The following is a 20,220-nucleotide window of genomic DNA, read 5'->3' on the forward strand; positions in this document are numbered from 1 at the left end:
TCCCGCCGCTCACCCAACGCGCCGACCGGCGGATTTCATCCCGCCGCAACAATCGCACTGCCGTACGGGGACGGCACGCGAGCGGCACCCGACCGTGGGACGAGGCGGGTGGGAGCGGGGTGGGAGGGGCGTATGGGGCCTAGGCGTCGAAGGCGTACTCCAGCACGTACGCGGAGGAGTCGAGGACCATCTCGTTGACCTCGACGACCCGACCGTCGGCGGCGAAGGCGGTACGGACGACCAGGACGACGGGAGTACCCGTCCCGAGCCGCAGCGCGGCGACCTCCTCGGGGCCGGGCATGCGCGACCGGACCTCCTCGCGGAACCGGGCCGGAGCGTGGCCGAGGTCGGCCAGGCGGGCGTAGATGCCGCCCTCTCCCGAGTCGGGCTCGGTAATGGGCGTCCCGGTGACGAGTGCGGCATCCAGGTGGGAGGTCGCGAGCATGACGGGCTTCCCGTCGAGCAGGAATCTCCGCCGACGGACGCACGTGGGCGCGCCGGCGGCGACGCCGAGTGCGACGGCCATCGTGCCCGAGGCCGGTTCCTCCTTGACCCCGATGAACTCGACCTCGGGGTCACGCCCCTTGGCATCCGCGTCCCAGATGGATCCGCCCGCACCCCAGACCTCGACGGACAGCCGCTGGATTCCGCGACGCCTGATGACGACCCGGAAGTGGCGCACGAACACCCCGGCACCCTTGCGCGCCTCGGCCAGACCCTCCGCCTGAAGCACTCCGAGCGCCTGCCGTGCGGTCATCCGGGCGACCCCGTAGGTGACCATCAGATCGCTTTCTCCGGGCAACCGGTCTCCGGGGCCGTACTCGCCCGAGGCGATGGCGTCCTTCAGAGCGGCGGCCATGCTCTGGTATTTCGGTTGCCGCCCGGCGGCCTTTCTCGGCATGAGCCCCTCCCTGATCACGCCACGCAGCCTAGAGGGCCCACTGGTCACGGACGTGCACCTTCGCCCCATATCCGCCAGGCTCGAACATATCTAGACATCTCTTGACGGCATCACTCAGTGAGCGCTTCACTCCATACCTATCTAGATATGTGAGGTGGAGATGAACCAGCCCCCTGCGGCTCAGGAACTCTGGATCCTGCCACGCGGCGCCCGCGCCCCCGGGAGGGCACGAGCCCTGCTGCGGGAGCTGTTCGAGGGGTGGAACGTGGCCGGAGCAGCAGCCGACACCGCCGAGCTGCTGCTCTCCGAGCTGGTCACCAACGCCGTACGCCACGCCCACGCGCCGCACGGCAGGGACATCGGAGTCCGGCTCGCGCGGTACGGCGACGTGGTCCGGGTGGAGGTGTCCGATGCGGGGCCGGCCGCCGTCCTCGCACCCCGGACCGCCGACGAGTCGGACGAGCGCGGCCGGGGGCTCGCGATCGTGGCGGCACTGGCAGTGCGGTGGGGGCAGTACCCCCGGGCCCATGGAATCGGCAAGGCCGTATGGGCCGAGATCCCGGTCAAGGGGTAGGGAGCCGCTTCACCACGGGGGGCTTCTCCAGCGGCTTGTTCTCGCAGCCGAGGGCCTCGGTGACGCGGCGGGTCATGAGGTACGTGAGGGTCATCCGCTGATCCTTGGCAGCCTGGTCCGCGACCGGCCGGGACGGGCGGAAGGAGAACATGGCGTCGGCCGAGAGCCGCACGTTCCGCGACTGCGCACCGAGTTCGCCGGGAAGGTCGCACTGGACGAGCAACGTGGCCCCGCTGTCGCTCGCCACGCCGCCCGTACCGTTCCATGCGTAGGAAGCACTGCCGGGCGAAACGGGCACGTCGGAGGTCGCCCGGGGGGACCAGCCGAACGAGAAGATCGCATAGGCGCCACGCTGCCCGTCATCCACCTCGTACCGGCATGCGGCGGTGAAGTACGAGTCCTTCCCCGGCCGCATGTGCTGTACCGCCCATTTCACCTTGTCCACGAGAGCACTCGTGGACTTGTAGGCCTTCGTCTCGAAGTCCTCGGTGGCAAGGATCTTCCGCACGAGCGCCTCTTCGTCCGAAGAGGCGCTGGTCCCACACGGATTCGCCGCCTCCGCCCCGGAGTCGCCCGAGGTACACGACGCCAGCGCCAGTACGCAGACGAGCGCGGCCGTCGAGCGCCCGAGAGCCTTGATCACGTCACGGCTTGAGGTGTGCACGAGCAGCCTCCCGTCCCGAGGTGAAGCCCTCGCCCGCCTCGTTCTTCGCGTGACCGAACGCGGAATCGCCGGTGATGTTCCGATCACGTCCCCACACATCGAACAATTCGTTGGTTCCCTGTTGGCCCGCACCGTAGTTCTTGCTGGAATCCTGCTTGCTCTGCCCCTCGGCCTCGTCCTTGATGCCTTCGACCCACTCGTACTTCAGTGAGTCGATCAGTGAACCACCGACCGTGCTCACGACCGGGATCTCGCCGATGAGCCCGTTGGCGACCGCAGCCGTGTGTTCCGACGTGCCCTCTGCCCACTGGACCTTGTCGTCTTCCCTGTCCTTGTAGACATCGGCACCGATGCCGTTGAGCGCGCCGTTGGCCACGCCGATGCCGTGGGCACGGTTGTCCCAGTCCGCGCTCACACCGTGCATGTCGCCCTTGTACGGCGCGGCGGTGGCGAGCTGTTCCGCCGAATACGCCCGCTCGGCCTCGACCATCAGGGCGTAGGCCGGGCCGTCGTCCGCGATGCCGCGCATCACGCGGATCAGGCTGCCCTGGCCGACTGCGATCTGGGCCTTGTCACCCGACCCGTGGATCGAGTCGCTGCCGCTGACCATCCCCAGATCGGATTCCTGACCACCCAGGATGAGGTGCGTGTCGGCGACGTAGTCGACCAGTGCTTTCGCCATCGGCTGTTGCAGGCCCTCCAGGTCCTTGGGGAACTCGTCGCCGCCCATCTCGTCGTCGAGGAGGCGGACGGCGTTGTGCATGACCCGGGCCTGGCCCTCGGTGTGGGGGCCGGGCGGGCCCAGCTTCTCGCCGTCGACGTGGCCGGTGGCCGCCGCCTGGATGGCCGCGCCGAGGCCCGCCGTCTTGTCGCCGTGCATCCCCATCGGCTGGCCGACGCCGGTCGAGAACCAGGGGTCCGGCATGTCGCGGTCCTTGAGCAGGTACTTCAGGTGCTCGTTCTTGTTGCCGGCCGCGTCGGGGTCGAGGAAGTACGTCGCCGAGTCCGGGTCCTTGGCCATGATGCCCAGGAGACCGTCCAGCGGGTCGGAGACCAGGTTGGGGCGCTGGGAATCGTAGGCGTGGTCGTACATGTGCGGCTTCGACTTCTCGGCCTCGATCATGCCGTCGCCGAGGTCGTTGAGGAACTGCTTGCCGTAGCCGTCGCCGTTGGCCATGAGGGTGACCAGCGACTGGTACCCGTACGTCGGCCGCGCGCCGTCGGCCACCAGCTCGGCGCCGTGCTCCTTGAGCCCGTCGACGAACGGCTTGTACGCGTAGCTCCCGGGGTCCTTCGTGCCGGAGGCGACCGTCGAGGCGAGGCCGGCGTTGATCGACTCGTAGAGCTTCTTGTCGGCCGCCGACGCCCCGCGGTCGTTGGACGCCAGGTTCATCTGGTCGGCGAGGTGCAGGGTGTCCTTCGCGCCGAGGGCGTGCAGGTACGCCTCGCTGAAGTGCTTGTCGTCGCCGTTCTGCTTGAGGATCTCGTTGTAGTGCCGCAGTTCCTCCGGGGAGGCCTTGCCGTCGCGGACCTTCGAGGTGAGCGCGAGGGCCTCCACGGCCTCGACGTCGCCGACCGGCTTGGAGTTGAAGCCGAACATCGCGGTTCCGTCGGCGCCCGAGGCGTTCAGCAGGGCGGTCTTGACGTCGGCGTCGAACTCCGTGACCGCCCTGACCGCGTCGCCTATCCCGCGCGTCCAGGACCGCTCGATCTCCGGGAGGTCCGGGTCGTGGCGGATCGCCTTCGCGGTGGCCGCGTCGACCTTGCCGAAGTCGTAGCTCGCGATGCCCTGGTCCGAGACCTTCATGCCGGCGGTCTCGGCGTCCGCGACGGCGGACTTCACCCGGCCCTTGAGGTCCGTGAACCGGCTGTGCGCGTCACGGAGCAGCGACTCCATGGCCAGCGCCTCCTTCTGCGCGGAGGCGAACTCCCCTCGCGTCAAGCCCGCGTTGGTGGCGGCGGTCTGCGCGCTGGAGCCCATCCAGCCGTTGCCGGCGGACACGCTCTGGACCTCGTCCTTGTAGACGTCCTCCATGGTCTTGAACTGGGTCGCCATGGCTTTCCAGCCGTCGGCGGCCGTGGTCAGCGCGGAGAGGTCCGTCTGTACGATCTCGGAATAGCTCGGCATGCCAAGTCCCCTAGAGTCCCGCGACCTTGGACTGCCCCGGCTGGAAGCTGCGGCCCGTCAGCTGGTCGTTGCCGGTGAACAGGTTCGAGGCCCCGCGCAGCGCCGTCTTCTCCGAATTGAGCCTGGCCATCAGGCGCTTCACCTGGTCGTCCCAGTGCGTGTGCGCCTTCGTCAGGCCCGCTGCCGTGTCCCAGCCGGTGAAGGCCTTGACGGCGGTCTTCGTCGGTTCGTCGGCCGCGTCCGCCGCCTTCTTCGTACCGGGCTGCAGGACGTTCTCGATGGTGTTGGCCGCCTTCTTCTTCGCGGGAGGGGCCGTCGCGAGGGTGCCGGGGATGCCCGGCGTGGTGGATCCGCCCGGATCGGCGGCGAGTTGGTTCAGCCTCATCCTCGGGGACGGGCCTTCGGGCGCGCCCTGCCCGCCACCGTTCCACTCCTGCTCGAACGACACTGTTCCCCCCGCGTGTTCCGACTCGGCCCCCCGGGCCGCTGCGTGTTGGATCCCCCGCGTGCCGGCCCCTGCGTGCCGGGTCCGCTGCGTTGGATCTCGGGCAGCCTACCCAGTCGCCACCGGGTGCCCCCACAGGGCGGAAGAAGCGTGGGGAACCCGTGTACGAATCGTGTACGACCCGTGCCGGGGCTCTGGCCGGACCTCTGGCCGAACCTCTGGCCGCGGCTCTGGCCGGACCTCTGGCCGAACCTCTGGTCGGGGCTCTAGAGGTGCGTCGGCGCGAACATCCGCAGGGCCGTCGGGAGGACCAGGACCGACGGGCCGGGGGCGGCGAGGCTCTTGGCGAGGTCCTCGCGGAGGGTCTCCTCAGTGGTGGTGGCCGCCGGGACGCCGAAGGAGGCGGCCAGGGCGACGAAGTCGGGGCGGGTGAGTTCGGTGCCCGTCGAGCGGCCCTCGAAGGCGGAGGTCATGTACTCGCGCAGGATGCCGTAGCCGCCGTCGTCCACGATCAGCCAGGTGACGTCGAGGTCGTGCTGTCTGGCGGTGGCCAGCTCCGCGAGCGAGTACATCGCGCCGCCGTCGCCCGAGACGGCCAGGACCGGGGTGCCCGGTTCGGCGACGCAGGCGCCGAGGGCCGCCGGGAAGGCGTAGCCGAGGCCGCCCGCGCCCTGGGCCGAGTGCATGGTGTTGGGGTGCTTGGCGTCGAAGGCGGACCAGGCCCAGTAGGACAGGATCGTCATGTCCCAGAAGGACGGGGAACGGGCGGGCAGGGCGGCGCGGATCGACGTCAGGAGCTGCTGTTCCAGGGTCAGGTCCTGCTCCGCGAGGCGGGCCGCGATGGCGGACAGGACCAGGCGCACACGCTCCGGCGCCGTCGGGTCCGGGCGCTCGGACACCGTCTCCAGGAGGGCCTGGAGGGCGAGTCGGGCGTCGGCGTGGATGCCCAGGCCCGCGTGGTTGGACTCCAGCTTCCCGAGGTCCGCCTCGATCTGGACGACCCGCCCCTCGGGGAAGAAGGTGTGGTAGTTCGAGGAGAGTTCGCCGAGCCCCGAGCCCACGACGAGCAGGACGTCCGCGTCCTCCAGGAAGTCCGTCATGTGGCGGTCCTCCAGCCAGGACTGGAGGGACAGCGGGTGCGTCCACGGGAAGGCGCCCTTGCCGCCGAAGGTGGTGACGACCGGTGCGTTCAGGCGTTCCGCGAGCTGCTTGAGCTTGCCGGCCGCGTCGGAGCGCACGACCCCGCCGCCCGCGATGATCACCGGGCGTTCGGCGTTCTCCAGCCAGTGCGCGGCCACGGCGGTGAGTTCCGGGCGCGGGGCGAGCTCGTGCGGGGTCGCGTCCACGCCCGTGACCTGCGGGATCAGGGTCTCGGCACGCAGTACGTCCTCCGGGATCTCCACCCAGACGGGCCCGTGCGGGGCGGTCAGCGCCGACTCCCAGGCCTCGGCGACGACCGAGGGGATCTGGGAGGGGGTGCGGGCGATGTGGACGGACTTCACGACCTCGCGGAACGACGCGGCCTGGTCCCGCAGTTCGTGCAGGTGCCCGCGCCGGCCCCCGCCGAGGCCCGCGGTCGGGACCTGGGAGGAGAGGGCGAGGACGGGGGCGGAGGCCGCCGCGGCCTCCGCGAGGGCGGGCAGGGCGGTCAGGGCGCCCGGCCCGGTGGACAGCAGCAGCGGGACGGCCTCGCCGGTCAGCCGGCCGTACGCGTCGGCGGCGAAGGCCGCGTTGTTCTCGACCCGCAGCCCGACCAGCCGCAGATCGGACCGTCCCACCGCGTCGAACATCGCCAGGGCGTGCTGCCCCGGCAGCCCGAACACGGTGGTGGCGCCGAGCGAACGCAACGTCTCCACGACCAGGTCCCCGCCCGTCCGCCCCGGGGGCGGCGCGAGGGCCGCCGCCTTCTGGGCTTCGGTGGGACGGAGTACCAGGTCGTGGTCGTGCGTCACTTCGCTTACTTGCCCTTCGCCTGCGCGATCTGTCGCGACATGATCGTGGTCAGCTCGTACGCGGTGTGCGAGGCCGCGACCGAGGTGATCTCGGCGTGATCGTACGCCGGGGCGACCTCGACCACGTCGGCGGAAACGAGATTGCAGGAGGACAGTCCGCGGATGATCTCCAGCAGCTCGCGGGAGGTCATGCCGCCCGCCTCCGGGGTGCCGGTGCCGGGGGCGTGCGCCGGGTCCAGCACGTCGATGTCGATGGAGATGTACAGGGGGCGGTCCCCGATGCGCTGGCGGAGCTGGTCGGCGACCTCGTCGGCGCCGCGCCGGTAGACGTCGGCGGAGGTCACGATGCCGAAGCCCATCTTGGCGTCGTCGGTCAGGTCCTGCTTGCCGTACAGCGGGCCGCGGGTGCCGACGTGCGAGAGCGCCTCGGTGTCGAGGATGCCCTCCTCGACGGCGCGGCGGAACGGGGTGCCGTGCGTGTACTCGGCGCCGAAGTAGGTGTCCCAGGTGTCGAGGTGCGCGTCGAAGTGGAGCAGCGCGACCGGGCCGTGCTTCTTGGCGACCGAGCGGAGCAGCGGGAGGGCGATGGTGTGGTCGCCGCCGAGGGTCATCAGGCGGGAGCCGGCGCCGAGCAGTTCGTCGGCGGCGGCCTCGACCTGGTCGACGGCCTCGTTGATGTTGAAGGGGTTCACGGCGATGTCGCCGGCGTCGGCGACCTGGGCGAGCGCGAACGGGGAGGCGTCCTGCGCCGGGTTGTACGGGCGCAGCAGGCGCGAGGCCTCGCGGATGGCGTTGCCGCCGAAGCGGGCGCCCGGGCGGTAGGAGACACCGGAGTCGAAGGGCACGCCGACGACGGCCACGTCGGCCGAGCCGACCTCGTCGAGGCGGGGCAGCCGGGCGAAGGTCGCGGGGCCCGCGTAGCGCGGGATGCGGGAGGAGTCGACGGGTCCGCGCGGCTGCGTGCTCATCAGGGGGTGCCTTCCGGAGGGGGTGTGCGGTCCTTCGAGCGTAAACGGACATCCCGGGGTCTCGAAGTGTACGTTTCATCCATTGAGTCCCCTCGATGTGTACGGAGTATCCATGCCGCGCATGGCGCAGGAGCAGCAGCCGCCCACCCCCGGCGTGGAGCTGGGGGCCCTGCTCGCGGACCGGGAGCTGGGGCTGCGCTCGCTCGCGCCGGGCGGCGGCGGGGCAACGACCCCCTCGACCCTCTCGGCCCCCGCCACGCCCACGGCCTCCGTACACGCCGTCCACGCCTCGGAGATGCCCGACCCGTCCCCGTACCTGCTCGGCGGGGAACTGCTGCTGACGGCGGGCGCCTGGCTGGGCCGGGACGACGGGCCGGGCACGGGGAGGGGAGCGGGCGGCGGGGCGCGGACGGCGGGCGACGGGGCGCCGGTCGGGGCGGACCGGGGCGCGGCGAGCGCGCTCCGGTACGTCGAGCGGCTCGTACGGGCCGGGGTGGCCGCGCTCGGCTTCGGTGTCACCCCCGTGCACGGGACCGTGCCGCGGGAGCTGACGGCCGCCTGCGTCGCGCTCGGGCTGCCGCTCGTGGAGGTCCCGCCGGGCACCCCGTTCACGGCGGTGGCCCGTACCGTCTGGCGGCTGATGGCGCAGGCCCGTACGGCCGAGCTGCGCCGGGTCGCCGAGGCCCAGCAGTCCCTGGCGGCGGCGGCTTCGCGCCCCGATCCGGTCCCGGCGGTCCTGGCCCGGCTGGCCACCGCCGTGTCCGGGCACGCGGCCCTGGTCACCCCGGGCGGGCCGGACCGCTCCGCCGGACGGCCGGTCCCCGAGCCGGCCCGGGAGGCGTTGGCGGCCCTGGCGCGCCACGTCGGCGCGCCCGGCCCGGCCACCGCCACCGACCGGGCGGCCGGCTGGCACCTGTCGGTGTACACCCTGGGACGCCGCCCACCCGGCGCCGCCCCCGACCCGACGGGCGCGGGCACGCCCTCTCCCCCCGCCGACCCCGGCTCCCCCGCGCCACAGGCCGTCCCGGCTCCCCCCGGGCCGGTACTCGCCCTGGCGACCCCGCTGCGCGCGCCGGGCGACCAGACGATCGCGTCGATCGCCGCCGTGCTGCTGACCCTGCTCACCGCCGACCGGCCCGGCGGGTCCGGCGAGGCGGCCGTCCTCACCCGGCTGCTGCTCGGCGCCACCCCCGCCCAGGCACTCGGGCCCGGCCCGTGGACGGCGGTGCACGCCCGCGGCGGCGGCGACCCCGCCGCCCTGGCCGCCGCGCTCGGCACCCCTCTGTACGCCGCCGAGGGCACCCTCGTACGCCTCCTCACCCCGCGTGATCCCGGCCCCCGGCCGGGCTGGCGGCTCGGCGTGAGTTCGCCCGCGCCGGCCGCGCCCGAGGCGCTGGTCGCCGCCGACGCTCAGGCCGCCCGCGCCCTCCAGCGCGCCGAGAGCGCCCGCGCGCCCCTGGCCCGCCACGCGGACACCGGTGTGGCCGGGCTGGTGGGCGAAGCCGAGGCCCGCGCGCACGCCGAGGCGGTGCTGGCGCCGCTGGGCCCCGTGCTGCGGGAGACCCTGCGCGGCTGGCTGGCCCATCACGGAAGCTGGGACCGGACCGCGGCGGCTCTGGGCGTGCACCGCAACACGGTCCGCCAACGCATCGCCCGCTGCGCGGCGCTGTTGGAGCGGGACCCCGACGACGCGGACGTGCGGATGGAGTTGTGGTTCGCCCTGCGCTGGGCCGCCGTGCCCCCGGCGGGTTCTCCACCGCCCGACCCCCGGGACTGACGGCCCCGACCGGACCGGCGGTCGCGAAGTGAGCGCGGGCTCAGGGAAGTTGTGATCCCGGGGACGCGCCCACCGACGGCCCGCCCACCGGCTGCCCGCGCGGCGACGGGGCCACCACGGCTCCGGTCGCCGCACGCAGGACCCGGACCTACGCTGGACTCACCGGAGGCGGCGGGGGCCGTCGACCGGATCTCGCCTCGCCGATGGCCAGTTGACGCCATCGCCCCGAGCCGGCCGTGCGGCCCGATCCCGGGACCGCCCCCTCGTGCGCCGGACTTCCCGCATGCCCCCGTGCGACCAGGAGGTCGCCATGCACCACACCCGGACACACCGCCGCGCCGCGGCCGTCGCCGCGGCGGCCCTGCTGGCCGGAGGCCTACTGCCGGCGACGGCCGCATCGGCGACCGTCGCCGCCTCCGCGGGCCTCCCGTCGGCGGTCGGCCCGGCCGAGCAGCAGGCCATGCTCGCCGAGACCAACAGCATCCGCCAACAGAACGGTCAGCCGCCCCTGAGCTGGGACGGCGGTCTCGCGAACCAGGCCCAGGGATGGGCCGACAACCCGAAGTCCTCCGCGGGCGACCGGCTGAACCACAGCTCGTTGAACGTCGCCGAGAACATATCGAGCGTCGGACCGGACGGAGCCGTCGGTCAGTGGGCCTCCGAGAAGGGCGCCTACGACGCCGCGGGGCCCGACCACGACACCAATAGCGACTCGTACGCGGACTGGGGCCACTACTACAACATGGTCCAGCCCGGCTACAGCAGGATGGGCTGCGGCGCGAGGAGCGGCGCCGGCGTCCAGGGCGGCTGGGTCACCGTGTGCCACTACTCCTGACCCGCCCGACCACCCGACCCCGACCCCGGACCCCCCGACGGCGACGCGGGGTGGGACCGAACCCCACGCACCCCCCTTCCGATCCCCCGTCGACCGTCCGCGCGCAGCGCCCGGCAGACCCCGTGCCGGGCGCTGCGCGCCGTGTGCCGCGCCTCTCTCTGGACGGATGGACAACTCGCCGGTAACTTTGTATGAGCAAGCGCTTAGACATAAGCGGCGGACCGCCGCGACGAAGGGAGTCCGGCCGTGCGCCGTACCGTTTTCAACGAGGACCACGAGGCGTTCCGCGAGACCATCCGGGACTTCATCGAGACCGAGGTCGTGCCGGTCTACGACGACTGGTTCCAGGCCGGTCAGGCGCCCCGCGACTTCTACTACAAGCTCGGTGAGCTGGGCATCTTCGGCATCAACGTGCCCGAGGAGTTCGGTGGCGCGGGCCTGGACACCCACAAGTTCGAGGCCGTCCTCTACGAGGAGACCTCCCGCGCGGGCGTCAACTTCGGCGGCTCCGGCGTGCACGTGCTGCTCGCCCTGCCCTACATCAAGATGCTGGCCGACGACGAGCAGAAGAAGCGCTTCCTGCCGAAGTTCGTCACCGGCGAGGAGATGTGGGCGCTGGCGATGACCGAGCCGGGCACCGGCTCCGACGTCGCGGGCATGAAGACCACCGCCAAGCTCTCCGAGGACGGTACGCACTACGTCCTCAACGGCTCCAAGACCTTCATCACGGGTGGCGTGCACGCCGACCGGGTGATCGTCTGCGCCCGCACCTCCTCCCCGCGCGAGGACGACCGCCGCTTCGGCATCTCCCTCTTCGCCGTGGACACCAAGTCCGCGGGCTACTCGATCGGCCGCAAGCTCGACAAGCTGGGCCTGCGCACGTCCGACACCGCCGAGCTGGCGTTCGTCGACGTGAAGGTCCCGGTCGAGGACCTGATGGGCGAGGAGAACAAGGGCTTCCACTACCTCGGCGCGAACCTTCCCTCCGAGCGCTGGGGCATCGCCTTCGGCGCGTACGCCCAGGCCAAGGCCGCCGTCCGGTTCGCCCAGCAGTACGTGACGGACCGCACCGTCTTCGGCAAGCCGGTCGCCCACTTCCAGAACACCAAGTTCGAACTGGCCTCCTGCCAGGCCGAGGTGGACGCGGCCGAGGCCGTCGCCGACCGCGCCCTGGAGGCCCTGGACGCCGGTGAGCTGACGGCCGCCGAGGCCGCGTCCGCGAAGCTCTTCACGACCGAGGTCGCGCACCGCGTCATCGACAAGTGCCTCCAGCTGCACGGCGGTTACGGCTACATGAACGAGTACCCGATCGCCCGCCTGTACGCCGACAACCGCGTGAACCGCATCTACGGCGGCACCAGCGAGGTCATGAAGTCCATCATCGCCAAGTCCATGGGCCTGTAAGGGATTCCGGACCCGCGCGGGACCTACCCTTCCCCCATGAACGAGGCTCTGACGACGCTCCTCGATCTGCTCGACCTGGAGCAGATCGAGGAGAACATCTTCCGCGGTACCAGCCGTTCGGCGCTGGTACCGCGCGTCTTCGGCGGACAGGTCGCGGCCCAGGCGCTGGTCGCGGCCGGTCGGACCGTGCCCGGGGACCGCACCGCGCATTCGCTGCACTCGTACTTCCTGCGCGCCGGCGACCCCGGCGCGCCCATCGTGTACTCGGTGGACCGGATCCGCGACGGGCGCTCCTTCACCACCCGCCGGGTGGTGGCGGTCCAGCACGGCCAGCCGATCTTCCACCTCTCCGCGTCCTTCCAGACGTACGAGGAGGGGCTGGACCACCAGACGGCGATGCCGGACGCCCCCGATCCCGAGACCCTGCCCACCGCCGCCGAGGCCCTGCCCGCGTACCGGGGGATCTTCCGCGACCCGGACACGGTGGAGCGGCTGATCGAGGCACGGGGCGCGGTGGACCTGCGGTACGCGACGACCCCTCCGTGGGGCAGTGTCGGGCAGCCGGTCGAGCCGCGCTCGCAGGTGTGGTTCCGTACCGCCGGGAAGCTGGAGAGCGACGACGCCCTGCTGCACACCTGCCTGGCCACGTACGTCTCCGACATGACCCTGCTCGACTCGGTGCTGCTCGCGCACGGCCGGGGCGGCTGGGCCGTCGGTGACGTGGTGGGCGCCTCGCTGGACCACGCGATGTGGTTCCACCGGCCGTTCCGCGCCGACGAGTGGCTGCTGTACGACCAGGAGTCCCCCTCGGCCGCCGCCGGCCGGGGTCTGGGGCAGGCCCGCATCTGGACCCAGGACGGGCGGCTGGCCGTCACCGTCATCCAGGAGGGCGTGGTGCGCGTCCCGCGCGGCTGAGCCCGCGGGCGAGCGGGACCGGGGCCGGCCCCCGTTTGCTCAGTCCCACCAGAATCCCCAGGTCCGCGCGCCGACGACGGCCTCGTCCGCGTAGGCGTGCACGCTGCCGGAGCCCTGCCAGACGTTGTCGGGGCAGAAGGCGAAGTGCTCGGCGGCGACCGGGAGGGCGGCGGCCCGCGTCGCGGGCGGGGCGGCCACCGAGAGGTGGAGCTCGTCGAAGCCGAGGGCGAGGACGCGGGCGCCGTAACGGTCTTCCCAGGAGCGCAGGACGGTGCTGACGCGAACCGTGTCGTTCTCGTGGTTCAGCGGGCCGCGCCACCCCATCGCCGTGGGCGCGTCCGCTCCCCGGGCCGCCGGTATCAGGGCGAGTCGGGGGCTCGGCAGGACGCCCTCCCGGATCAGCTCGTCGGCCCGGGCGACGGCCTGTTCCTCCGGGTCGCCGTCCGGGACCCCGGGCTGGGCGAGCCCCGGCCACTCCCGACCGAAGGGCGCGATCAGCTCCGCGCCCTCGGCTCCCTCCTCGGGGTCGGGGACCACCCCCGCCCAGTACGCGCGCAGGACCGGCTCCACGTGGTGGTCGTCGGGGTCGGACATCTCGCGGGGCCGCAGCTCACCGCGGGTCCACCAGTCCTCCAGGCCGCGGCGGTCCTGGAACAGCAGCGCCTGGAGGCCGGCCGCCCGTGCCGGGCCGCGGTGGACGGCGAGCGCTCCGGGGCCCACGGGGTCGTCGGAGACCCACACCGACGGGGATCGGCGCGCGAACCGTCGGCCGGGCCCGTCGATCAGCGTGCCGGGCGGCAACGCGAGCCCCAGGGAACGGCCTTGCGGGTCGGCGGCCAACACGGACAGCGGGTTCGGCGTCTTGGTCATGGGGCGACCGTAGGCGCCGACACTGACAACGCCCGCCCCTCGGGGCGCCGTTGCCGGTCCGGGCGCCGTTGCCGGTCGGAACGGAAGGGACGGCCCGGAGGGCCTACGCCTTGAGCTTGGCCCAGATCGCGCCGAGCGCGGCGATGTCCGCGTCGTCGAGCCGGCCGTCGAAGACCTCGGCGAGGGCCTCGCGGCGGGTGGCGTCGGCCTCCCGGAAGGCGCGCCGGCCCGCGTCGGTCAGGGCGATCCGCACGGAGCGCGCGTCGGTCGGGGAGGGTATCCGCTCGACGAGGCCGCGCGCCTGGAGCGAGTCGGCGACCCGGGAGACCTGGCTGCGGCTGAGCAGGGTCCTGGCCCCCAGCTCGGAGGAGGCGACCGGCTCCTCCTGGGCGTGGAGCCACAGCATCACCTCGAACCACGAGAGCGGCAGGTCGTGCCGCCGGGTGAGGGCCTGGTCGACCCGGGCGGTGAGGGTGGTGCCGGCCCAGACCAGGCCGTAGAAGGCGTGGTCGCGGGGGGTGAGTCCACCCATGGAGAGCTCGTTGTGCGCCATGCCGAGGAGCCTACCTAATTGCGTGCACACGCACACACGGCTAATGTGTGTGTGCACGCACAGAAAAGCATCGATTCTCAGGAGACCCCCCATGTCCGTCACCCCCACCCCCACCGGCCCCAAGGTCGTCCTCATCACCGGCACCTCGACCGGCATCGGCCTGGCCGCCGCGGTCGCCGCCGCCCGCGCGGGCCTGCACACCGTCGCCACCATGCGCAACACCGGCCGCGCCGACGCCCTGCTGGAGGCGGCCGCCGAAGCCGGCGTCTCCGACCTGATCCAGGTCAAGCCGCTCGACGTGACGGACGCCGACTCCGTGGCCCGCTGCGTGGCGGAGATCGTCGCCGAACACGGACGACTCGACGCCGTGGTGAACAACGCGGGCGCCGGGTTCGTCGGCACGATCGAACAGCACGGCATGGAGCCGGTCCGGGCCGCGATGGAGGTCAACTACTTCGGCGTCGTCGAGGTCACCCGGGCGGCGCTCCCCCACCTGCGCGCCTCGGGCGGCCGGGTCATCACGGTGACGAGCGTCGGCGGCATGATCGGCCAGCCGTTCAACGAGGCCTACTGCGCGGCCAAGTTCGCCGTCGAGGGCTTCATGGAGTCGCTCGCCCCGGTCGTCGCGACCACCGGCGTCCAGGTGGCCGTCGTCGAACCGGGCGCCGTCGCCAGCGAGTTCGTCGCCACCATCGGAATCGACGTACCGGCCCTGCTCACCGAGGCCGGACCGTACGCCCCCGCGCTCCAGGCCTACCTCGGGCGCACCTCACAGGCCTTCGACAACGCCCAGACCTCGGCCGAGGCCGCCGCTCCCGTCGTCGAGGCGCTGACCGCGGAGCGGATGCCGTTCCGGGTGCAGACCTCCGACTGGGCGCGGGACTTCGTGGGCATCAAGCTGGCCGACCTCGACGGCTCGGCCGTCCAGGACTTCACCGCCGGCTGGGTCAAGTGACCACGGCCGCGACGCGGCCCTCCCGGCCGGACCCGTCGGCCGGGGCGCACGCCCCGGCTGGCGTCGGCGATCCTCAGGCCAGGCCCGCGGCGTCCAGCAGGTAGGCCACCATCGGGTCGTAGTGGCGCGGGTCCCGGACGTGGTCGTCGAGCGGGATCGCGATCTGGAGGGTGCCCTCCGCCTCGGCGAGGAACAGGGCGGGGTCGTTGCAGTCCGCGTAGCCCACCGCGTCCAGGCCCCGCTGCGCCGCGCAGCCCGCCCAGCCGTGGTCGGCCAGGACCAGGTCCGGCTGGGGGCGGTTCTCGGCCGCCAGCCCGTCCAGGATCGCGGCCATGGGCTCCGGCGAGTGGGTGTGCCACAGGGTCGCACCCCGCTCCAGCACGGCGACGTCGGCGAACTGCCATACGGAGCACTCGTCCGCGACCAGCCCGCGCGGGATGACCACGATCTCGCAACCGGCCGCCCGCAGGGCCTCGCCGGTCGCCCGGTGGACGTCCAGCAGGCCGCCGGGGTGCCCGGTGGCCAGCAGGACGCTCTGCCGGTCCAGGGCGGCCTTGCGCAGTCGGGCCGCGAGCCGGTCCAGGGCGGCGACCGTCAGTTCCGGGTCGATGGTGTCCTGGCCGTGGCGGTGGGTCGCGTCGTCGACCACTCCACAGCGTTCCGCCATCACGGCGAGCACGTCCTGCTCGTCGGCCCAGCGGTCGCCGAGTTCAAGGCCCAGCCAGTAGTGGCGGTCGCCGTTGGCGAGCTTGCGGTAGTGGGACAGGTTGTTCTCGCGCGGGGTGGCGACGTCACCCGCGATCCGCGTGCGGACCAGGTGGTCGACGAGTTCGGCTCGGCTCGGCGCTTGAGAGGACTGGGCGGGCGTCTCTATCGGCTTCGGCATACGGCCCATTCTGCCGTCGCGCGCCGTCACGCGCCGGAACCATTTCGACCCGCGGACGCCGGGCGTCACCCCGACAGCGCCCCGAAGGCGCCGTTGGCGAGCCGCCGCAGCAGGGACTCGGTGGCCTCCCGGCCCAGCGCCGCCAGGTGCGGAGTGGAGTTCAGCAGGCCGAAGACCGCGTGCACGGAGACCCGTACCTGCGCCTCCCCCACCTCGGGGTGCAGCTCGCGCACGACCTGTACCCACAGCTCGACGTACTGGCGCTGCAACTGTCGTACGAGCTTGCGGTCGGCCTCCCGCAGCCGGTCCAGCTCCCGGTCGTGCAGGGTGATCAGCGCCCGGTCGTCGAGCGCGAAGTCGATGTGGCCCTCCACGAGGGAGGCCAGCAGCGCCGTCGGGTCGCCGGCCGCCTCCTCGGCGCGCCGCCGGCCGCCCGTGAGCAGCCGCTCGCTGATCCCGACGAGCAGTTCGGCGAGCATGGCGTCCTTGCCGGCGAAGTGCCGGTACAGGCCGGGGCCGCTGATGCCCACCGCGGCCCCTATCTCGTCCACTCCGACGCCGTGGAAGCCGCGCTCGGCGAAGAGACGAGCGGCCTCACTGAGGATCTGCTCGCGACGGGTCGGGGCGGCCGCTCTGGTGCTCATGGGAAACCATTCTAGACAGGGCCGTTAGCGCTCGTTAACCTAAGGCCCATACGCGTTAACGACCATTAACCGCGTGCACCGAGCAAGGGAGCTCGACCGATGCAGCAGGCACCAGTGCTGACGAGCGCCGCGGACCCGGCGTCCGAGGCCTGGCGGACCAACGAGGCCGCCCACCGCGAACTCGCCGAGGGCCTGCGCGCCCGGCTGGAGGCGGCCCGCCTGGGCGGCGGGGAGCGGGCCCGCGCCCGCCACACCGCCCGCGGGAAGCTGCTTCCCCGCGACCGCGTGGACGCCCTCCTCGACCCCGGATCGCCCTTCCTGGAGCTGGCCCCGCTGGCCGCCGAGGGCATGTACGGGGGCGCGGCCCCGGCGGCCGGGGTCATCGCGGGCATCGGCCGGGTCAGTGGCCGCGAGTGCGTCATCGTCGCGAACGACGCCACCGTCAAGGGCGGCACCTACTACCCGATGACCGTCAAGAAGCACCTCCGCGCCCAGGAGGTGGCTCTGGAGAATCGTCTCCCCTGCCTCTACCTGGTCGACTCCGGCGGCGCCTTCCTGCCCATGCAGGACGAGGTCTTCCCCGACCGGGAGCACTTCGGCCGCATCTTCTACAACCAGGCCCGCATGTCCGGGGCCGGCATCCCGCAGATCGCGGCCGTGCTCGGTTCCTGCACCGCCGGCGGGGCGTACGTCCCGGCCATGAGCGACGAGGCCGTCATCGTGCGCGGCCAGGGCACGATCTTCCTCGGTGGCCCGCCGCTGGTGAAGGCCGCGACGGGCGAGGTCGTCACGGCCGAGGAACTGGGCGGCGGCGAGGTCCACTCCCGCACCTCGGGCGTGACCGACCACCTCGCGGAGGACGACGCGCACGCGCTGCGGATCGTACGGAACATCGTGGCGACGCTGCCCGACCGCGCGGCCCTGCCCTGGTCGGTGGAGGCTCCCGAGGAGCCGAAGGTGGACCCGTACGGCCTGTACGGCGCGGTGCCGGTCGACTCCCGCACCCCCTACGACGCCCGCGAGGTCATCGCCCGGGTCGTGGACGGGTCCCGCTTCCAGGAGTTCAAGGCGGAGTTCGGGCAGACGCTGGTCACCGGTTTCGCCCGGATCCACGGGCACCCGGTCGGCATCATCGCCAACAACGGCATCCTCTTCTCCGAGTCCGCCCAGAAGGGCGCGCACTTCATCGAGCTGTGCGACCAGCGCGGGATCCCGCTCCTCTTCCTCCAGAACATCTCGGGGTTCATGGTCGGCCGGGACTACGAGGCGGGCGGCATCGCCAAGCACGGCGCCAAGATGGTGACGGCCGTGGCGTGCGCCCGGGTCCCGAAGCTGACGGTGGTCGTCGGCGGTTCCTACGGGGCGGGCAACTACTCGATGTGCGGCCGGGCCTACTCGCCGCGCTTCCTGTGGATGTGGCCGAACGCGAAGATCTCGGTGATGGGCGGCGAGCAGGCGGCCTCCGTGCTGGCCACCGTCAAGCGGGACCAGATCGAGGGCGCGGGCCAGGACTGGCCGGCCGAGGACGAGGAGGCCTTCAAGGCCCCGGTCCGCGCGCAGTACGAGGAACAGGGCAACGCCTACTACGCCACCGCCCGCCTCTGGGACGACGGGGTCATCGACCCGATGGAGACCCGACAGGTGCTCGGGCTGGCCCTGACCGCGTGCGCGAACGCCCCCTTGGGCGACTCCGCTTTCGGCATCTTCCGCATGTGACGTGAGGACCTCTTCGATGTTCAGCACTGTTCTGGTCGCGAACCGCGGCGAGATCGCGGTCCGGGTCATCCGCACCCTGCGGGAGCTCGGCATCCGCTCCGTGGCCGTCTTCAGCGACGCCGACGCGGACGCCCGCCACGTGCGGGAGGCCGACACGGCCGTCCGGATCGGTCCGGAGGCCGCCGCCGAGAGCTACCTGTCGGTGGAGCGGCTCCTGGACGCGGCCCGCCGCACCGGCGCCGAGGCGGTCCACCCCGGGTACGGCTTCCTCGCGGAGAACGCCGCCTTCGCGGCGGCCTGCGCGGAGGCCGGGCTGGCCTTCATCGGGCCCCCGGCGAGCGCGATCTCCCTGATGGGCGACAAGATCCGGGCGAAGGAGACGGTGAAGGAGGCGGGCGTGCCCGTCGTCCCCGGCTCCTCCGGCAGCGGTCTCACCGACGCCGAACTGGTCTCCGCCTCCGAGAAGATCGGCATGCCGGTGCTGCTGAAGCCCTCCGCGGGCGGCGGCGGCAAGGGCATGCGGCTGGTCCGCGACGCGGAGCTGCTCGGCGAGGAGATCGCCGCGGCGCGGCGCGAGGCCCGGTCCTCCTTCGGTGACGACACCCTGCTCGTCGAGCGCTGGGTGGACCGGCCGCGGCACATCGAGATCCAGGTGCTGGCGGACGCGCACGGCAACGTGGTGCACCTGGGCGAGCGGGAGTGCTCGCTCCAGCGGCGCCACCAGAAGGTCGTCGAGGAGGCCCCGTCGGTCCTGCTGACGCCTCAGCTGCGGGCGTCGATGGGCGCGGCGGCCGTGGAGGCGGCCCGTTCCTGCGGGTACGTCGGCGCGGGCACCGTGGAGTTCATCGTGCCGGGCGGCGACCCGTCCTCGTACTACTTCATGGAGATGAACACCCGTCTCCAGGTGGAACACCCGGTGACGGAACTGATCACCGGCCTGGACCTGGTCGAACAGCAACTGCGGGTCGCGGCGGGAGCCCCCCTCGGGTTCGGGCAGGAGGACGTGACCCTGACCGGCCACGCCATCGAGGCCCGCGTCTGCGCCGAGGACCCGGCCCGCGGGTTCCTGCCCTCGGGCGGTACGGTCCTGGCCCTGTCGGAACCGTCCGGCGGGGCGGTGCGCACCGACTCCGGTCTGACGGCCGGCGTGCCGGTGGGTTCCGCCTACGACCCGATGCTGTCCAAGGTCATCGCGTACGGGCCGGACCGCGCGAGCGCCCTGCGGTTGCTGCGGGGGGCCCTCGCGGACACCGTGATCCTGGGCGTCCAGACCAACGCCGGTTTCCTGCGGCGGCTGCTGGCGCACCCCGACGTGGTGTCGGGCGACCTCGACACCGGGCTGGTCGAGCGCGACCTCGCGGCACTGCTCCCGGAGGGAATCCCGGACGAGGTGTACGCGGCGGCGGCACTGCTCGCCGAGGAGCCCGCGCCGGCGCGGCCGGGAGGGTGGGTGGACCCGTTCGACGCCGCCGACGGCTGGCGCCTGGGCGGCAGCCCCGCCTGGACGGTCCACCACCTGCGCCTCCCTGGGCAGGACCCGGTGGAGGTCCGCACCCGCCCGGCCGGCCGCGACACGGAGATCCTCCCCGCGAGCTCCGGTACAGCGGTCCGCGGCCGGATCGTGGCCCGGACCCCCGACACGGTCACGGTGGAACTCGACGGCGTCACCCACCGCTTCAGCCACGCCGCCTCCCCGGAGGGCACCTGGCTCGGCCGCGACGGCGACTCCTGGCACCTCCAGCGCCACGACCCCGTCGCCGCGGCGCTCACCGGGCGCGGCCACGGCGGCGCGGGCACGTTGGCCGCCCCGATGCCCGGCACCGTCACCGTCGTGAAGGTGGCCGTCGGGGACCGGGTGGCGGCCGGTCAGAGCCTGCTCGTGGTGGAGGCGATGAAGATGGAGCACGTCATCTCCGCCCCGCACGCCGGCACGGTCACCGAACTCGACGTGACGCCCGGCACCACCGTCGCCATGGACCAGATCCTGGCCGTGGTCGCCCCGGAGGAAGAGGAGGGCGCCGAGTGAACGGCCT

General features: G+C 72.7%; 18 protein-coding genes. 8 read left to right on the plus strand and 10 right to left on the minus strand.

The window, feature by feature from the left end:
- Window positions 1-139 precede the first annotated feature (139 nt).
- The gene (locus tag ACQEVM_RS29595; protein WP_433084026.1) at window positions 140-901 is read right to left on the minus strand and encodes a GntR family transcriptional regulator; all 762 of its coding nucleotides are present in this window, start codon (window positions 899-901) and stop codon (window positions 140-142) included.
- A gap of 160 nt (window positions 902-1,061) precedes the next feature.
- On the opposite strand from ACQEVM_RS29595, the gene ACQEVM_RS29600 reads away from it, so the two are divergent.
- Window positions 1,062-1,475, plus strand: coding sequence for an ATP-binding protein (locus tag ACQEVM_RS29600; protein ID WP_433084028.1), 414 nt, complete (start codon window positions 1,062-1,064; stop codon window positions 1,473-1,475).
- Here the strand turns inward: ACQEVM_RS29600 and ACQEVM_RS29605 are convergent.
- From ACQEVM_RS29605 to speB, 5 genes are all read right to left on the minus strand, one after another.
- Window positions 1,465-2,139, minus strand: a complete 675-nt coding sequence (locus ACQEVM_RS29605; protein ID WP_433084030.1) for a hypothetical protein — start codon at window positions 2,137-2,139, stop codon at window positions 1,465-1,467. The genes ACQEVM_RS29600 and ACQEVM_RS29605 overlap by 11 nt on opposite strands.
- Window positions 2,120-4,267 (minus strand): hypothetical protein, encoded by a 2,148-nt coding sequence (locus tag ACQEVM_RS29610; protein ID WP_433084032.1) that lies wholly within the window; start codon window positions 4,265-4,267, stop codon window positions 2,120-2,122. The genes ACQEVM_RS29605 and ACQEVM_RS29610 overlap by 20 nt, the downstream gene beginning before the upstream one ends.
- A 10-nt stretch (window positions 4,268-4,277) precedes the next feature.
- Window positions 4,278-4,715, minus strand: coding sequence for a hypothetical protein (locus tag ACQEVM_RS29615; protein WP_433084034.1), 438 nt, complete (start codon window positions 4,713-4,715; stop codon window positions 4,278-4,280).
- A gap of 263 nt (window positions 4,716-4,978) precedes the next feature.
- The gene (locus ACQEVM_RS29620) at window positions 4,979-6,664 is read right to left on the minus strand and encodes a thiamine pyrophosphate-binding protein (RefSeq protein ID WP_433084036.1); all 1,686 of its coding nucleotides are present in this window, start codon (window positions 6,662-6,664) and stop codon (window positions 4,979-4,981) included.
- A 5-nt stretch (window positions 6,665-6,669) separates the two neighbouring features.
- The gene (gene speB / locus ACQEVM_RS29625; protein ID WP_053674744.1) at window positions 6,670-7,632 is read right to left on the minus strand and encodes an agmatinase; all 963 of its coding nucleotides are present in this window, start codon (window positions 7,630-7,632) and stop codon (window positions 6,670-6,672) included.
- Between the two features lie 121 nt (window positions 7,633-7,753).
- Here speB and ACQEVM_RS29630 point away from each other — a divergent pair, with 121 nt between their 5' ends.
- The 4 genes from ACQEVM_RS29630 to ACQEVM_RS29645 all read left to right on the plus strand — a co-directional run bounded on the left by ACQEVM_RS29630 (window position 7,754) and on the right by ACQEVM_RS29645 (window position 12,563).
- Window positions 7,754-9,409, plus strand: a complete 1,656-nt coding sequence (locus tag ACQEVM_RS29630) for a PucR family transcriptional regulator (protein WP_433085455.1) — start codon at window positions 7,754-7,756, stop codon at window positions 9,407-9,409.
- A gap of 310 nt (window positions 9,410-9,719) precedes the next feature.
- Window positions 9,720-10,244: a CAP domain-containing protein gene (locus tag ACQEVM_RS29635; RefSeq protein ID WP_433084038.1), complete on the plus strand. Its 525-nt coding sequence runs from the start codon at window positions 9,720-9,722 to the stop codon at window positions 10,242-10,244.
- A 246-nt stretch (window positions 10,245-10,490) separates the two neighbouring features.
- The gene (locus ACQEVM_RS29640; RefSeq protein WP_433084040.1) at window positions 10,491-11,648 is read left to right on the plus strand and encodes an acyl-CoA dehydrogenase family protein; all 1,158 of its coding nucleotides are present in this window, start codon (window positions 10,491-10,493) and stop codon (window positions 11,646-11,648) included.
- Window positions 11,649-11,684: 36 nt separating this feature from the next.
- Complete coding sequence (locus tag ACQEVM_RS29645; RefSeq protein WP_267799520.1) at window positions 11,685-12,563, plus strand: acyl-CoA thioesterase; 879 nt, start codon at window positions 11,685-11,687, stop codon at window positions 12,561-12,563.
- A 39-nt stretch (window positions 12,564-12,602) separates the two neighbouring features.
- Here the strand turns inward: ACQEVM_RS29645 and ACQEVM_RS29650 are convergent, their stop codons facing one another.
- Both ACQEVM_RS29650 and ACQEVM_RS29655 read right to left on the minus strand, forming a co-directional pair.
- On the minus strand, window positions 12,603-13,433 hold the full coding sequence (locus ACQEVM_RS29650) for a DUF4253 domain-containing protein (RefSeq protein ID WP_433084042.1): 831 nt from the start codon (window positions 13,431-13,433) through the stop codon (window positions 12,603-12,605).
- Window positions 13,434-13,536: 103 nt separating this feature from the next.
- Window positions 13,537-13,986, minus strand: coding sequence for a MarR family winged helix-turn-helix transcriptional regulator (locus ACQEVM_RS29655; RefSeq protein ID WP_433084044.1), 450 nt, complete (start codon window positions 13,984-13,986; stop codon window positions 13,537-13,539).
- A 91-nt stretch (window positions 13,987-14,077) separates the two neighbouring features.
- Here ACQEVM_RS29655 and ACQEVM_RS29660 point away from each other — a divergent pair, with 91 nt between their 5' ends.
- Window positions 14,078-14,941 carry an SDR family NAD(P)-dependent oxidoreductase gene (locus ACQEVM_RS29660; RefSeq protein WP_433084046.1) on the plus strand — a complete coding sequence of 288 codons (864 nt, stop codon included), beginning with the start codon at window positions 14,078-14,080 and terminating at the stop codon, window positions 14,939-14,941.
- A gap of 73 nt (window positions 14,942-15,014) precedes the next feature.
- On the opposite strand, the gene ACQEVM_RS29665 is transcribed toward ACQEVM_RS29660, so the two are convergent.
- Together ACQEVM_RS29665 and ACQEVM_RS29670 are read right to left on the minus strand one after the other, a co-directional pair.
- A complete protein-coding gene (locus ACQEVM_RS29665; protein ID WP_433085457.1) occupies window positions 15,015-15,836 on the minus strand; it encodes a phosphatase in 822 nt (273 codons plus the stop codon).
- 56 nt (window positions 15,837-15,892) lie between these two features.
- Window positions 15,893-16,471, minus strand: coding sequence for an SACE_7040 family transcriptional regulator (locus ACQEVM_RS29670; RefSeq protein WP_053674726.1), 579 nt, complete (start codon window positions 16,469-16,471; stop codon window positions 15,893-15,895).
- Window positions 16,472-16,570: 99 nt separating this feature from the next.
- Here ACQEVM_RS29670 and ACQEVM_RS29675 point away from each other — a divergent pair, with 99 nt between their 5' ends.
- The gene (locus tag ACQEVM_RS29675; protein WP_433084049.1) at window positions 16,571-18,187 is read left to right on the plus strand and encodes a carboxyl transferase domain-containing protein; all 1,617 of its coding nucleotides are present in this window, start codon (window positions 16,571-16,573) and stop codon (window positions 18,185-18,187) included.
- A 16-nt stretch (window positions 18,188-18,203) separates the two neighbouring features.
- On the plus strand, window positions 18,204-20,213 hold the full coding sequence (locus tag ACQEVM_RS29680) for a biotin carboxylase N-terminal domain-containing protein (RefSeq protein WP_433084051.1): 2,010 nt from the start codon (window positions 18,204-18,206) through the stop codon (window positions 20,211-20,213).
- Window positions 20,214-20,220 lie beyond the last annotated feature (7 nt).

It is taken from the genome of Streptomyces sp. CA-243310 (assembly GCF_050936775.1).
Lineage (GTDB): Bacteria > Actinomycetota > Actinomycetes > Streptomycetales > Streptomycetaceae > Streptomyces.

Coding starts and splice junctions, on each gene's coding strand:
- speB (WP_053674744.1), bottom strand. CDS start 7,632: ATGAGCACGCAGCCGCGCGGACCCGTCGACTCCTCCCGCATCCCGCGC.
- ACQEVM_RS29600 (WP_433084028.1), top strand. CDS start 1,062: ATGAACCAGCCCCCTGCGGCTCAGGAACTCTGGATCCTGCCACGCGGC.
- ACQEVM_RS29645 (WP_267799520.1), top strand. CDS start 11,685: ATGAACGAGGCTCTGACGACGCTCCTCGATCTGCTCGACCTGGAGCAG.
- ACQEVM_RS29650 (WP_433084042.1), bottom strand. CDS start 13,433: ATGACCAAGACGCCGAACCCGCTGTCCGTGTTGGCCGCCGACCCGCAA.
- ACQEVM_RS29655 (WP_433084044.1), bottom strand. CDS start 13,986: ATGGCGCACAACGAGCTCTCCATGGGTGGACTCACCCCCCGCGACCAC.
- ACQEVM_RS29610 (WP_433084032.1), bottom strand. CDS start 4,267: ATGCCGAGCTATTCCGAGATCGTACAGACGGACCTCTCCGCGCTGACC.
- ACQEVM_RS29660 (WP_433084046.1), top strand. CDS start 14,078: ATGTCCGTCACCCCCACCCCCACCGGCCCCAAGGTCGTCCTCATCACC.
- ACQEVM_RS29675 (WP_433084049.1), top strand. CDS start 16,571: ATGCAGCAGGCACCAGTGCTGACGAGCGCCGCGGACCCGGCGTCCGAG.
- ACQEVM_RS29680 (WP_433084051.1), top strand. CDS start 18,204: ATGTTCAGCACTGTTCTGGTCGCGAACCGCGGCGAGATCGCGGTCCGG.
- ACQEVM_RS29630 (WP_433085455.1), top strand. CDS start 7,754: ATGGCGCAGGAGCAGCAGCCGCCCACCCCCGGCGTGGAGCTGGGGGCC.
- ACQEVM_RS29670 (WP_053674726.1), bottom strand. CDS start 16,471: ATGAGCACCAGAGCGGCCGCCCCGACCCGTCGCGAGCAGATCCTCAGT.
- ACQEVM_RS29635 (WP_433084038.1), top strand. CDS start 9,720: ATGCACCACACCCGGACACACCGCCGCGCCGCGGCCGTCGCCGCGGCG.
- ACQEVM_RS29665 (WP_433085457.1), bottom strand. CDS start 15,836: ATGGGCCGTATGCCGAAGCCGATAGAGACGCCCGCCCAGTCCTCTCAA.
- ACQEVM_RS29595 (WP_433084026.1), bottom strand. CDS start 901: ATGCCGAGAAAGGCCGCCGGGCGGCAACCGAAATACCAGAGCATGGCC.